The 14065-nt window shown below is 40.3% G+C and carries 10 protein-coding genes; 7 read left to right on the top strand and 3 right to left on the bottom strand.

The features are described from left to right. The first annotated feature begins 83 nt into the window (after positions 1 to 83). The 3 genes from trmL to RWN13_RS06670 all read left to right on the top strand — a co-directional run bounded on the left by trmL (position 84) and on the right by RWN13_RS06670 (position 4040). The gene (gene trmL, locus RWN13_RS06680) at positions 84 to 590 is read left to right on the top strand and encodes a tRNA (uridine(34)/cytosine(34)/5-carboxymethylaminomethyluridine(34)-2'-O)-methyltransferase TrmL (protein WP_314061701.1); all 507 of its coding nucleotides are present in this window, start codon (positions 84 to 86) and stop codon (positions 588 to 590) included. 33 nt (positions 591 to 623) lie between these two features. After that, positions 624 to 1253 (top strand): histidine phosphatase family protein, encoded by a 630-nt coding sequence (locus RWN13_RS06675; RefSeq protein ID WP_314061700.1) that lies wholly within the window; start codon positions 624 to 626, stop codon positions 1251 to 1253. A 249-nt stretch (positions 1254 to 1502) separates the two neighbouring features. After that, positions 1503 to 4040 carry an ATP-dependent RecD-like DNA helicase gene (locus RWN13_RS06670; RefSeq protein WP_314061803.1) on the top strand — a complete coding sequence of 846 codons (2538 nt, stop codon included), beginning with the start codon at positions 1503 to 1505 and terminating at the stop codon, positions 4038 to 4040. 34 nt (positions 4041 to 4074) lie between these two features. On the opposite strand, the gene RWN13_RS06665 is transcribed toward RWN13_RS06670, so the two are convergent. Together RWN13_RS06665 and RWN13_RS06660 are read right to left on the bottom strand one after the other, a co-directional pair. Beyond that, a complete protein-coding gene (locus RWN13_RS06665) occupies positions 4075 to 5037 on the bottom strand; it encodes a diacylglycerol kinase family lipid kinase (protein WP_314061699.1) in 963 nt (320 codons plus the stop codon). A gap of 136 nt (positions 5038 to 5173) precedes the next feature. Then, complete coding sequence (locus RWN13_RS06660) at positions 5174 to 7699, bottom strand: AMP-binding protein (protein WP_314061698.1); 2526 nt, start codon at positions 7697 to 7699, stop codon at positions 5174 to 5176. 320 nt (positions 7700 to 8019) lie between these two features. Here RWN13_RS06660 and RWN13_RS06655 point away from each other — a divergent pair, with 320 nt between their 5' ends. Then, positions 8020 to 8505, top strand: coding sequence for a QueT transporter family protein (locus RWN13_RS06655; RefSeq protein WP_314061697.1), 486 nt, complete (start codon positions 8020 to 8022; stop codon positions 8503 to 8505). A 716-nt stretch (positions 8506 to 9221) separates the two neighbouring features. Here RWN13_RS06655 and argS read toward each other — a convergent pair. Continuing rightward, positions 9222 to 10913, bottom strand: a complete 1692-nt coding sequence (gene argS / locus RWN13_RS06650) for an arginine--tRNA ligase (protein ID WP_314061695.1) — start codon at positions 10911 to 10913, stop codon at positions 9222 to 9224. A 332-nt stretch (positions 10914 to 11245) separates the two neighbouring features. Between argS and RWN13_RS06645 the strand changes: the two genes are divergently transcribed. The 3 genes from RWN13_RS06645 to RWN13_RS06635 all read left to right on the top strand — a co-directional run bounded on the left by RWN13_RS06645 (position 11246) and on the right by RWN13_RS06635 (position 14047). Further along, positions 11246 to 11920 carry a hypothetical protein gene (locus RWN13_RS06645; RefSeq protein WP_314061693.1) on the top strand — a complete coding sequence of 225 codons (675 nt, stop codon included), beginning with the start codon at positions 11246 to 11248 and terminating at the stop codon, positions 11918 to 11920. A 134-nt stretch (positions 11921 to 12054) separates the two neighbouring features. Then, the gene (gene argR, locus RWN13_RS06640; protein WP_314061691.1) at positions 12055 to 12510 is read left to right on the top strand and encodes an arginine repressor; all 456 of its coding nucleotides are present in this window, start codon (positions 12055 to 12057) and stop codon (positions 12508 to 12510) included. Between the two features lie 10 nt (positions 12511 to 12520). Next, positions 12521 to 14047 carry a phosphomannomutase/phosphoglucomutase gene (locus RWN13_RS06635; protein ID WP_314061690.1) on the top strand — a complete coding sequence of 509 codons (1527 nt, stop codon included), beginning with the start codon at positions 12521 to 12523 and terminating at the stop codon, positions 14045 to 14047. Positions 14048 to 14065 lie beyond the last annotated feature (18 nt).

The raw sequence follows: 14065 nt of genomic DNA, 5'->3' as shown, positions 1-14065 counted from the left end.
TTGCCTAAAATAGGAATATACCTTAATATAGAAGACAGACAAATGAAACAAAGGCAGCTTGATGCTGTTAAAGGAGACCAATCATGACAAATCACATTGTACTATTTGAACCACAAATACCTGCTAATACAGGGAATATCGCCAGAACCTGTGCAGCAACGAATAGCCCTCTGCATTTAATCGAACCATTAGGCTTTTCAACAGATGATAAACAGCTCAAACGAGCAGGGTTGGACTATTGGCAGGATGTTGATATCCGATATTATGAAAATCTATTGGATTTTCTTGAAAAAAATCCTGAGATTGAGTTGCATTTAATCACTAAATTTGGGCATCGAATATACAGTGAAGTGGCGTATAATGATGGTAAGGATCACTACTTTATGTTTGGCAAAGAGACTACCGGACTGCCTGAGGAATTTATGCGCAGTCGAGAAGAGGATTGTCTGCGTATTCCGATGAATGATCAGCACGTTCGTTCGTTGAATTTATCAAATACAGCAGCGTTGGTTGTGTATGAAGCCCTGCGTCAGCAAGAGTTTCCTAATTTAGAAGTAGCTCACCACTATGAGAATGATAAATTAGATTAGATTTCCTTAAATCAAGTGAGAGGGGGCAAGTCAATGGAATTATATTTTACTCGTCACGGACGAACGGAATGGAATCAGGCCTTGCGATTTCAAGGTCGGGAAGGGGACTCTCCCCTATTGCCTGAAAGTTATGAGGAAATTGCACGCTTGGGAAAACATCTGTCAGAGATTCCTTTTGTGCGGATTTATGCTAGTCCTCAAAAGCGGGCAAAAGATACTGCTATGGGCATTCAGCGCTATCTCAAAGTGCCAGCGGAAATTATATATTCAGACGATTTAAGAGAAATTGGCATGGGAGACTTGGAAGGGGCGTCTATTATGGAAGCTCACCATATCTATGGTGAGACCCTTGATGCGCTTCGTTATGCCCCCAATCGTTATGACCCTAGCGCTTTTGGTGGTGAACCTTATGAGGCGATGCTGGCACGAGGAAAAAAGCTGATTTTAGAGGCTGCTGAAAAAGAACAGGGGCCGCTTTTATTTGTCAGTCATGGAGCGACATTGACTGGCTGTATCCAAACACTGGCCGGTGCCAGTGTTGCAAATGCACGAAAGATGGGCGGATTGGGCAATAATACCCTGAGTATTTTAAAGATGAATCCAACAAAAGAGTTGCCGTTTACACTTAAGCTGTGGAATGATGACCGTCATCTAAGTAAGTAGGCTAATGGTGATCAGACTGAGGCCTTCCATTTTCTAGTGGAAGGTACTTAAGAGCTGATCTCCATTGTTAGCAGAATGGATAGTCCATGTCGATCAAGCCTGTTGGCTGAGACGGCTATTTTTGTTTGGTGACAATTCTTTAAGTGGGGCGAGAGTTTCTTTACTTTCAAAAGTCAAAGGATTATCATAGTATGAGAACGAAATTGGAAAGTAGGTGATTAAGTGACCAAGACAGATACAGTGAACGACATGCCTTTTATCAGCGGAAAAGTAGCCGCAATCTTTTTTCAAAACGACACTAATTTTTACAAGGTCATTTTAGTCAAAGTCCTTGAAACAAATACCGCCTACTTGGAAAATGAAATAGTGGTGACAGGAAACTTTGGCCAAATTCAAGAAGAGGAGACTTATCGCTTTAGTGGTCATTTAGTCGATCATCCGAGATATGGTAAACAGTTTCAAGTAGAAACCTATCAACAAGATAAGCCAACATCAGCTAGTGGCTTGGTGGCCTATTTATCGGGAGAAAATTTTCCAGGGATTGGTAAAAAGACTGCAGAGAACATGGTGGCAGTCTTAGGTGAAGAAGCGATTGATGTCATTATGTCTCAGCCTGAACGTTTAGCGGAAGTCAAAGGACTGACACAAGCCAAGCGGCAAATGATTGCTGATACGATTCGCTTGAATTACGGCATGGAGCAGATTGTGATTGGCCTTAATCAATATGGTTTTGGTAGCCAGTTAGCCATGGCAATCTATCAATTATACAAAGAGGAAACACTAGAAATTATTCAGGAAAATCCCTATCGACTAACGGAAGATATTGAGGGGATTGGGTTTAAGCGAGCCGATAATCTAGCTGAGCACATGGGGTATGCAGCTAGTTCTCCTCAACGGATTCGGGCGGCTATTTTACATGAACTACTGGCTAGTTGCTTGGATACAGGAAATACTTATATTGAAGCGGAGGAGTTGTTAGGTAAAGCAATCCGCACCCTAGAGAACAGCCGTCCTTTTGAAATAGGGCCTGATTTAGCAGCAGATGAAATCATCCGTTTAGTAGAAGAAGGTAAAATTCAACAAGAGGGTACGCGACTCTATGAAAATTCTTTGTTTTTTGCTGAATGGGGGATTGGCACAGCGGTTCAACGTTTATTGTCTCGAAAAAAGGAAATTAAATATGCTGATGAGGATATTACGACGGCAATTGAGCTATTGGAAAAGAATTTGGGGATTAGTTATGGCGATTCACAGATTGATGCCATGAGAGCGGCTGTTAAATCTCCGATGTTTATCTTAACGGGGGGGCCGGGAACAGGTAAAACCACGGTTATTAACGGAATTGTGACCTTATTTGCTGAATTAAATGGCTTGTCCTTGGACATAGATGACTATCAAAATGATATTTTTCCGATTTTATTAGCAGCACCTACTGGGCGAGCGGCTAAACGGATGAATGAGACCACTGGTTTGCCCGCTAGCACGATTCATCGGCTTTTAGGTCTTACGGGTCGAGAAAAGAATACAAGCGTCTCTGCCAAAGAATTAGAGGGTGGTTTGTTGATTGTCGATGAAATGTCGATGGTTGACACTTGGTTGGCCAATACCTTGTTAAAAGCTATCCCAACAAATATGCAAATTATTTTTGTTGGCGATAAAGACCAACTGCCATCTGTAGGACCTGGTCAGGTTTTACATGATTTATTGGGCATTAATGAAATTCCGAGTCGAGAACTGATTGAAATTTACCGACAGGAAGATGGTTCCAGTATTATTCCACTAGCGCACAGCATTAAAAACGGTCAGTTGCCAGGTGATTTTACTAATAATCATAAAGATCGTTCTTTTTTTAACGCCAATGCTTATCAAATTGAGCAGACGATTCGACAAATCGTGACCAAGGCAAAAGAAAAAGGCTTTACGGCTCAGGATATTCAAGTGTTGGCACCCATGTATCGCGGGGTAGCCGGTATTGATAAGTTGAACGAGATGATGCAGGAGATTTTTAATCCTAATGAGGATGGCCAACGGAAAGAAGTGGCATGGAATGACAAAGTTTACCGAATTGGCGATAAAGTATTGCAATTGGTAAACAGCCCGGAAACCAATGTCTTTAACGGGGATATGGGAGAAATTGTAGGTATCATTTATGCCAAGGAATCGGAAGACAAAGTGGATGAACTGGTCATTCACTTTGATAGTAACGAAGTTTCCTATAAACGGAATGAGTGGAATAAAATCACCCTCTCTTATTGTTGTTCCATTCATAAATCTCAAGGGAGCGAATTTAAGATGGTGATATTGCCAATGGTTCGGCAATATCAACGCATGCTTCAACGAAATCTCTTGTATACTGCCTTGACTCGAAGTAAGGATATTTTAATATTAATGGGAGAAGTTAGTGCCTTTCGTGACTGTGTCAACAATGAAGGGATTAACCGCAAGACCAGTTTGAAGGAACGAATTACCTCGGCTGAAATGATGACTTTAACCGTCAAAACCCAGTTAGAAGCTTTTGAAGCAGGATTTGTTAAGGAAGAAGAAGTGGCGTATCAAACGAGTCCTGTTGCAACCAAAGAAAAGTCTCCGCAAAAGCTGACAGAGATTGCCGTCACCCGTCAAGCAAAACCAGAGGTGGAGGAGCTTTCCCTCTTTAGTGTTGAGGAGGAGACAACAGAAGGTACCTCAGAGCCAACTAACTTTATCTTAAAACTGTCACAAGTGGTCGGACTGGAAATCGACCCGTTAATCGGTATGAATGAGGCATCGCCCTATGATTATATGTAACAAAAAACAGTTTGCTAAGCAGACTGTTTTTTTGTTACAACCAGAAGAGGCGTTGGACAGTTGTAAAGTGGATATCGAAGGGGCGAGACCCTAGTTCTTCACCATCGGCTTGACCAAATTGAGAGGTGGTAGATACGATCCGTACCTGTTGGCTTTTGAAATGATGAACATGAGGAGAAGCCATGTGTTTTTTTTGTAGGAGTTGGATGACTAAGCGAATGAGTTTAAGGAGATGAATCCGCTCCACAATCACAAGGTCGATCGTTTTAGATTTAGCATCAGCTTCTGGGGCAATCGCAATGCCGCCACCAAAAAAAGGATGCTTGGTAGTGGTGCAGAGAAAGGCATTATCAAAGCCAATTGATTGGCCATTAACTTCAACCATTAGAGGGAAGCCTTTTTGTTTGGTCAAGACTTGAATGGCTGCATAGAGATAGGTCAAAGAGCCTAATTTAACTTTATTTAAGGTCTGTTTTGAAGCTGAGGCAGATGAACGGGCAACGATGGCCGCATCGATGCCGATTCCCACATTATTAGTTGCGTATCCTTCTTCTTCTTGAATGTTTTCCACATAGTGAAGGGTATGATAAGGTTGGGGTTCCAAGGTTTCCAATAAATGGTCTAAGGCAATCAGAGGATTGCGACTAAGAGAAACACCCCGAGCAAAATCATTGCCAGAGCCACAAGGAATGTAAGCGATGGGAATATCGACTCGATTTCCTAGGGCATTCACGACTTCGTGAAGAGTGCCATCGCCGCCTAAGACCACTAGAAGCGGAAATAATTGAGGAGGCGTCTTAGTCCAAGGGAGTAAGGTTGTTTCTAAAAGTGTTTGAGCAATATCAATGGCATGACCGTGATAGTCAGTTGTATAAGTTTTGTAAGGCATATTTTTTTCATTTAAAGCAGATAAGACCTGATCTGCTGATTTAGCGGCATTGCCACTAGCTGCGTTTCGGTTAATAATCAGATGCAGTTCAAGTTGAATGATGTCCAACTCCTTTCACAGAGTTATATTATACCAAATCAATCAGACTTAGGCTAAGTAAAATAGTTTTTTTGGGGGGGAAAATTAAATAAGAGTTAAGGAATAGAAAAAGCACGACGCTTGCAACGAATCGTGCTTTTCTTACTTAAGGTTGAATGGCTAAGGCCATCATGGCTGCCTCCACTTGTTTGGTTAATTCTTTAGCTGTTAGGCCAGTTGGCATAATTGGTTTGCCGTAAACCACGTTGACAGGGTATTTGCGCATTTCAGAAAAATTGAACCACTTTGGCAATTTATTACCCCGTGGATAGATTTCATAGGCACCATGAATATAGGCAGGAATAATCGGAACTCCCGAATCAATCGCCAACATGGCAGCTCCTTTTTTTAGGGAACCAAGTTGTCCACTTTTACTGCGGGTCCCTTCTGGATGAATCAGCAAGCCGTTATTGGCTTTTAAGGTAACCTTGCAATGATGGAGAGAATCAGAGCCAGCTTGATCGCGGTTAATCGGAATCATGCCACAAATCCGAGTCAATAATTGGCTAATGGCGGCTTTATTGACGACTTCTTGTTTAGCCATACAATAAAAGGTTTGAAACTGTTCTTTTTTAAAATTAACGGTTAACCACAAATAATCTAAGTTGGATACATGGTTGGCACAAATAATATAACCAGTATTATTAGGAATGGTGTGGTCATTTTTGACTGTCACCTTGTAAAAAACACGGGCTAAGACACAGGCTGATCTAAATAAGATGTAGTCGATTTTCCGTTTGACTTTCGGTTCAGAGCCAGGTTCTTTGACTTGTTTATGCTTGTCCTTAGGGTGTTGAATAAAGCCGACTAAATCGGCGACGGACATTTCAGGGTGAAAGGCGTCTTCCACATTAAGGTGATAGTTGTCCTCTAACTCCAAGGCAAGATTGATGGCAGCTAGGGAGTCCATACCTAACTCTGAAAATGGTTTGGATGTGGCGGAAATGACACTGGCATCAATTTCTCCCAATTGAGCAATTAGTTGAATGACTTTTTGCTGAATGTCTTGGGAGGTAACTATTTTTTCTGTGGGTTGAGTTTCGTTAGCTACTTCGTCTAATGCTATTTTTTTTAATAAATAACGCTTTGGTTTTTGCAAGGAGGTTTTGGGTATGGCCTCAATAAAATGAACTTTCGTTAACTTCACGTGAAGGGAAGCTTCGGCAGTTTTTTCAGCGATTCCCTCTAAGATACGCTCTTTGGGTAGTTCGCTGTGATCTCTGACAACAAAGGCGTGAATTTCGTCATAACCATTAGGAGAGGGAACACCAGTAATGACTAGTTCCGAAATGCCTAAAATGTTACAATAGGCGGCTTCAACATCGTCTGGCGTTAATTTTTTACCTGTCCCTAGGATGATATTTTCCTTGGAACGGCCGACGATTCGGTAATTCCCTTTTGAATCGATGGCGCCAATATCACCTGTCTTTAACCACCCATCCTCAAAAGCTTTAGCTGTCGCTACTGGATCACGGAAATAGCCTTTCATCATATAAGGAGATCGAATCAGCAGTTCACCCTGAGGGCTAAGTTTTACTTCCACCTCATCGTAAGGTTTGCCACACGTCTCAGCGGTTAAATTATTCCCACGATTGCCAATTGTCGGTATGTTTGTTTCAGTGGCTCCGTAAGTAATCAGCAAATTAAAGCCTGTGCCTAAATAAAAGTCGGCAGTTTCTTGAGGCATTGGGGCCCCAGCGGAACACAAGATGTCAATCTCACCACCAAAAGCTTGATGGATGCTTTTAAAGATGACTTTCCCCAAGTTAAGGCCACGCTTGCGGGCAAATAGACAGAGTGGAAACAATAATTTAAACATTAACTTGGTCACTTTTTTGCTGTTAATCGTCATAAGTGCCTGGGTCTTAAATAAATCAAAGACCTTCGGGACACAGGGGAAAACAGTTGGCTGATAGCTGTCAAAAGCGACTCTAATAGCTGGGGCAGTCATTGATTCAATGTAAAAACTGTCAGCACCTAAGAGCATGGGTGCTAGAACCAGACAGACTAATCCATAGACATGGCTGTTAGGAATGACGGATAAATAGCGACCCTCTCGGTCCAACTGATTACTGGTTGCACACATCATTGTTGAGTTTATCAATGCATCGTGGGTATGCATAATTCCTTTTGCCGAGCGTGTGGTACCAGAAGAAAAAATAATCGTGGCAACTTCTGGGTCACCCTCACTAACCAACTCTGGCGACTGACTGGGAAAACCAGAGTAAACTTGACTCTGATTCATCAAGTCAAAGACAGGGTGAATGGTTCCCAGATGCTCCTTTAATTTTTCCATGATCTTTGGGGACGTGTAGGCCGCACTCACATCTGAATGTTCGATCAGGTTGGTAATTTCACTTCCCGTCAGTGAAGCGTCAATTAGGACTGCTGTTGCATTTAATTTTAGAATAGCTAGAAAAGCCACATTCCACTCTGGTGCGTTTTCCGAGACAAGTGCTACTCGATCTCCTGGCAAGATACCGCTATCAGTTAATATCTTCGCGAATAAGTCCGCTTGATTTAATAGTTCTTGGTAGGTAAGATGGCAAGTGCCCTTGTCTTGTGAAAATGTGCAGGCAATTTTTTGTAAGTTGTTTGCATTATTTTGTGCTATTAGTGAATAGATATTCATATGTATAGTCTCGTCCTTTTCTCTATCAATCCCATTATAATTCCCCAACCATATCAGTTATGTGGGCATAGGAAATCTAGTAGTCGTTTCATTATGCGTCATATTTCTCAAGTCAGCAACCTAATTTTGATTTCGAGGGGGATTTATGAGGTGATTTAAGAAAAGTTTACTAAAGAAGCAGGATTGATAAGTAAAAAGAAGGCTGAGATCCAAGGTAGCTTATTTGGCTTAATTAGTGTAATATATTGAAGTACTACTTTTTTGTAGTATCGCGGTTCGTCAACCATCCCGCGTCATCAAAACTCGGAGGAGGTAGAAAAATGATAAGTAGTAAAAAAACAAAAATACTGGTGTTAAATGGCATAGTGGCTGCGATGTATTTGGCGTTATCGATGATTACGCCCTTTGCGCAAGGTCCTATTCAATTTAGAGTGTCAGAGAGTTTGAATCATCTAGTCGTCTTTAACAAAAAACTTATGTGGGGTGTTTTAGGGGGCGTTGTCCTTTATAACATGCTATTTTCAGAGTTTGGCTGGCTGGATGTCGTATTTGGAGGCGGTCAGAGTTTTCTGGCACTGGGACTAACAGCTATTATTAGCAAGTATGTCACTGACATCAAAAAACGGATGATCTTCAACACGATTTTCTTTACGATCAGTATGTTTATGATTGCATGGATGCTCCATATTGCGATAGAGGTTCCTTTTTGGCTGACTTTCGGTACAACAGCTCTTAGTGAACTCGTAATTATGAGTATTTCAGCACCCATTATGTACTTAATCGGTCAGCAAATTGATTTAACATAGTGGCTATCAATCAAAAAAGCTTAAGACATTTCGTCTTAGGCTTTTTGATTCTCTATCTGTGATGTTTGCTGGAAAGGGACTTCTAAACAGAAGCTAACTAAAAGGTAAGATTGACATTTTCACCCCAAAGTTCACCATTTTTTTGTGATTAACCACTATTTAGAGTGGATTACACTAAATAGTGGCTAATCTTGCTTTTTCAATCCCTTTTAATTTTTTTATACTGACTACATGGTATCAGTCTGAAAGTTAGTAGGTGGAAGGATCCAAGTTGTTAATGGATTGGTTCCCTAAGATTAATTGATCAAAGGACGTCAAAAAGTGTTAGCGTGTTTTTTTTATGAGCCATCTAATCTTGAGGGAAAAACGATGTACACACCCAGACGACATGGGTTAAATAACGAATAATAAGATTGATGAGTTTTTTTAGGGGCAGTTATGTTAGTTGTTAGTAGGGAAGTTCTAGTGATTAAATCAAAATTTTATTTTTTACGTAAACGCCACGTTTAGGTCAGCAACAATCAAAAAAATAGTGAGACTACCAGTGACAAAATATCTCTTTAAGTTTCATTATTTAATTATTAGCCGGACCCTGATGAGGTGGTGGAAACATTCTATCAGTTATCACTTGTAGAGAACGAACCGAAATTAATTGGAATAAAAAAGTAGGAAGGAATCCGTGAGCAACGATGCTCTTTATTCCTTCCTGCTTTTATTTACATTTCTTCAGGTGCTTTTAAGCCAAGTAATCTTAACCCCTCTTTTAAAACGGTCTTAACAGAGAAAACAAGTGCTAAACGAGCATCTTGTTGGCCATCGTCGTTGACAATTTTAACGTGGGCGTAGTATTTATTAAAAGATTGAGCTAACTGAATGACATATTTTGCAATAACTGAAGGCTCATATTTTGTTGCGGCACGTTGAACGATTTGTGGGAAAGTTTGTAATAATTTAATGACTTCCCAACTTTCCGTGTCATTTAGTGTATAGTCGGCATCCTTCTGAGGTGCCCAGTTCGTTTTGCGCAAGATAGATGAGCAGCGAGCATGGGTATACTGGACGTATGGCCCCGTTTCGCCTTCAAAACGAACGACTTCTTCTAGTGAGAAATCAAAGTTATTTAAACGGTCATTCTTTAAATCATGGAATATAACTGCTCCAACCCCTACTTGTCTTGCCACTTCGTCTTTGTTAGCTAAGTCTGGGTTTTTTTCTTCTATTTGTGTTTTAGCTAAGCTGATGGCTTCTTCCAAAACTTCTTCAAGTAAGATAATCTTGCCTTTACGGGTAGATAATTTTTTCCCGTCTTTAGTAATTAAACCGAATGGAACGTGGTGAATATCCTCAGACCAATCATAGCCCATTTCTGTTAAAACAGCTTTTAATTGTTTGAAATGAGTGGACTGCTCATTGCCGACCACGTAAAGGGCTTGAGCAAAGTCGTATTCTTTTTTACGGTAAAGAGCAGATGCTAAGTCGCGAGTGATGTAAAGGGTGGCACCGTCAGACTTGCGAATCAGAGCAGGATTTAAATTGTATTTTTCTAAATCAACAATTTCCGCGCCTTCATTGGTTTCCAATAATTGTTTGTCTTCCAAAATAGCCACGGCTTGATCCATCTTATCATTGTAGAAAGATTCACCATTATAAGAATCAAAGCCGATTTCCAGAATGTCATAAATACGTTGGAATTCTTTCAGTGATTCTTCGCGGAACCATTTCCAAAGAGCGGTTGCTTCTTGATCGCCATCTTCTAATTTTTTAAACCACAAACGGGCGTCATCTTCCAGTTCAGGATGTTTTTCAGCTTCTTCATGGAAATCTACATATAGTCGTAATAATTCTTTGATTGGCGCCTCTTTGACGGCGTCTTCGCTTCCCCATTTTTTATAGGCCACGATTAATTTGCCAAACTGTGTGCCCCAATCGCCGATGTAATTAATGCGGATTGGCGCATAGTCAATCTTCGTTAGGATATTGGCAAGGGAATTTCCAATGACAGTTGAGCGTAAGTGACCCATGGACATTGGTTTGGCAATGTTAGGTGAGGACATGTCGATGGGAATGTTACGGCCTTCACCAATTGCTGCATCACCGTAGTGTTCTTGTTCAGTAATGATATTTTTCAGTGTCCCTTGGCTGACCAGTCCTTTATTTAGGAAGAAGTTGATATATGGGCCAACCACTTCAACTTTTTCAAAACTGTCGGCAGGGATTTTAGCAACTAAATCAGTTGCGATTGCTTGAGGTGCTTTGCGTAACACTTTAGCAAGTGAAAAAACTGGGAAAGCCACGTCCCCATGTTGGCTGGATTTAGGATTTTCCAAGAGAGTTAGAATCTCATCAAGGGTTAGATGGTCAGCTAGGACTTGGTGTAAGGCATTTGCTACTACATTTCTTTCATTCATCAGTTAAACCTCCAAGTAGTTGTACATTTATAAAAAAGCAGTCAGATATTTCCCTTGAAATAAGGGGGAAATGAGTTGCTTTCATTAAGTTTCTGAAACTTTAATAATAGACATTGACATTATAACAAAAATAAGGGGGAAATACTATCTCTTGCGTGTAAAGATAAATTAAGAAAACCGAGTGTTGTTGATTGATTATCTGGTAAATCAGTGGTATTATATCTCACAGGAATGCTTTTTATTATCCATGTTTTTCGAAAAAGGGATGAATTAAAAGAAGGTTATGAGTGGGGACTCATAGTGTTAAATTTTAGACCTTCAGGAGGTAATTAATGAAAATTAGTATTAGTTTCTCGGCTAAGCCAGAGCGACAGAAAAATAAAATTGGTTCGATTAACATTGAAGTCAGTATAAGCGAAGCGCTTGATCGTCGCATAGTTGAGAAGACGATGTCCAAGTACGGTGACACATTGAAAGAAAAATTCATTTTTGAGAAAATTAACATTCATAAACCGTCCCTTTACTCGTATGAGTTTATTTGCCAACCTAACCGTCAAATGATGATGCCTGTTTCAGAAGAAACTTTTATTAATTATTTATCTTACATTGGATTTGTTGGAGTGAACAACTTGGAAGAATTTGAGGTAATGGAAAATAATCGCTTATTAACTATTTTTAATGGCTATTCAGCTAGGATTATGAAAGAACAGTCATTTAAAAAATACGTTTCTAGAAAAAGCTTTATGGATAAAAAAGAATTTAATCGCCTTTATCAAAAATTATTAATTACTCGAGATACGATTGAGCAACTAACTTACACAACGGAACATACGATTGACTGGTTTGAAAAAATCAACGATTGCGATATAATTTTAGATCATATTAATGATTTTTATTGGGATATGGGATTGTTTGTTTTTATCGATATTAAAGTAAAAAAGGAATTACGCTATTTTTCAGATTTTTATGACAACATGAAAGAATCCCATATTTTAACTGAAAATTAAAAAACAAAAGATTATTATTGCTCAGCATGAATAATGGTCTTTTTTTTGTTGTTTTGTGTTAAATTCAGTAAATAGGGGCGTGGAAGCTTTAAGTTTGCTATAATAAAATTGACAAATTATAGGTGGGGTGAACTATGAAGAAGAGTAGCCGACAAGGCATTATCAAAAAACTTATCCAAACCCATGATATTGAAACTCAAGAGGAGCTAATTGCCAGACTTAATCAGGAAGGTATTCAAGCCACTCAAGCGACTGTTTCTCGAGATATCCGCGAGTTGGGAATTGTTAAAGGTCATGGGAGTCGTGGCGAAGTTAAATACGTTATCATCGAACAAAATCAACCGGTCAATGGTGAGCGCTTTAAAGAAATGGTGGCCGATTCTGTTGAACGTGTGACTTTAGCTCAATTTATCGTGGTGATTCAAACGTCTTTAGGCTCAGCCAATATGTTAGCAGCGATTATTGATGAGCTTCAATTGGATGGGGTGGCTGGAACCATTGCTGGGGCTGATACGATTGCGATCATCACTCAGAGTAATCAGGCAGCTACTGAACTGCATGACCTTATATTAACTTATATGGAAGACTAGGAGGAATAGTATGAGTCAGTTGCAAACATTAAAAAATGGATCAGATATTCGTGGCATCGCCATTTCAACAGCAAGGGAGGAAGCAAATTTAACGGCAGTTGAAGCTAAAAAAATCGCTTTGGGGATGGTTAAGTGGTTAGCAGTTAACAAGGAATTGTCGACAAAACTGATGGAAGGTCAGTTAAAAATCGCCATCGGTCATGATAGTCGCTTATCGGCAGTTGAATTGAAAGAAGCGATGATTAATGGCTTTGAAAGTGTGGGTGTACATGTGATTGATGTCGGCTTAGCCACAACACCGGCCATGTTTATGGCCACACAGTTTACCGATTATCTTTGCGATTGTGGGGTGATGATTACCGCCAGCCATTTACCTTATTATTTTAACGGCATTAAGATTTTTACTAAGGGTGGGGGCGCAGAACACGAAGACATTGATGAGATTGTGGCTTTTGCCGAAGACTTTAATCTGCCTTTAAAGAAAGGGTCAGTCGAGGAACGCCAGTTGATTCCATTGTATGCGGCAGACTTAGTTGCCAAAATTAGACAGGGCATTCCTGGAGGGGCTCAACAACCACTTAAAGGGTTTCATATTATTGTTGATGCTGGAAATGGTGCAGGTGGTTATTTCGCGAAGGAAGTCTTGGAAGTACTGGGTGCTGATACGACAGGTAGCCAATTTTTAGACCCCGATGGTCATTTTCCTAATCATATGCCAAACCCTGACAATAAAGAAGCCATGGCTAGTATTCAGTCGGCTGTCCTAAAGGTCAAGGCCGATTTAGGCGTTATTTTTGATACGGATGTGGATCGGGCGGCAGTTGTGGATCAAGATGGAAATGTGTTAAATCGCAACAATTTGATTGCAGTTTTGGCAAAAATTGTTTTCGACGATTATCCAGGGACAACGATTGTGACCAATTCTCCAACATCCAGTCATTTGAAAACCTTTATTGAAGAGCTAGGCGGCAAGCAATACCGATATATTAGTGGTTATCGTAATGTAATTAATCAGGCTGTCAAGTTAAATCAAGAAGGGGTTCAGACTGAGCTGGCAATTGAAACTAGCGGTCACGCTGCCTTTAAAGAAAATTATTTCTTGGACGATGGGGCCTATGTCATTGCTAAAATAGTAATGTTGCTTCCTAAATTAGCAGCTTCTGGTCAAACCTTGGGCCAATTAATCAGCAGTTTGAAACAGCCAGCGGAAGCTCAGGAAGTGCGTTTTAAGATAGACTCAGAAAACTATCGTTCTTATGGAGAACAAGTGATTGAGGGGATGGCGACTTTTATAGAAGACAGACCTGGCTTGAGGATTGACCCGGAAAATGAAGAGGGAATTCGTGGCGATGTTCGTGGCCACTTTGGTTCAGGCTGGTTTCTCTTGAGAATGAGCCTTCATGAACCTTTGCTTGTCCTGCAAGTCGAAAATGATCAATTGGGTAAAAATAAATTGGTCTTTGAGACCCTTAGTCACTTTTTTGCAGCTTACGATGGACTAAATCTGGGGGCTTTAGAAAAAATAATAGCGGACTAACCCAAAAAACTCTTAAGG

The sequence above is a fragment of the uncultured Vagococcus sp. genome (assembly GCF_963518325.1).
Lineage (GTDB): Bacteria > Bacillota > Bacilli > Lactobacillales > Vagococcaceae > Vagococcus_D.
This window is presented reverse-complemented; position numbering and strand designations above follow the sequence as displayed.

What these genes read in the sequence shown, in the direction of transcription:
- argS (WP_314061695.1), bottom strand. Translation starts at nt 10,913, where the DNA reads ATGAATGAAAGAAATGTAGTAGCAAATGCCTTACACCAAGTCCTAGCT.
- RWN13_RS06660 (WP_314061698.1), bottom strand. Translation starts at nt 7,699, where the DNA reads ATGAATATCTATTCACTAATAGCACAAAATAATGCAAACAACTTACAA.
- trmL (WP_314061701.1), top strand. Translation starts at nt 84, where the DNA reads ATGACAAATCACATTGTACTATTTGAACCACAAATACCTGCTAATACA.
- RWN13_RS06675 (WP_314061700.1), top strand. Translation starts at nt 624, where the DNA reads ATGGAATTATATTTTACTCGTCACGGACGAACGGAATGGAATCAGGCC.
- RWN13_RS06645 (WP_314061693.1), top strand. Translation starts at nt 11,246, where the DNA reads ATGAAAATTAGTATTAGTTTCTCGGCTAAGCCAGAGCGACAGAAAAAT.
- RWN13_RS06635 (WP_314061690.1), top strand. Translation starts at nt 12,521, where the DNA reads ATGAGTCAGTTGCAAACATTAAAAAATGGATCAGATATTCGTGGCATC.
- argR (WP_314061691.1), top strand. Translation starts at nt 12,055, where the DNA reads ATGAAGAAGAGTAGCCGACAAGGCATTATCAAAAAACTTATCCAAACC.
- RWN13_RS06670 (WP_314061803.1), top strand. Translation starts at nt 1,503, where the DNA reads ATGCCTTTTATCAGCGGAAAAGTAGCCGCAATCTTTTTTCAAAACGAC.
- RWN13_RS06655 (WP_314061697.1), top strand. Translation starts at nt 8,020, where the DNA reads ATGATAAGTAGTAAAAAAACAAAAATACTGGTGTTAAATGGCATAGTG.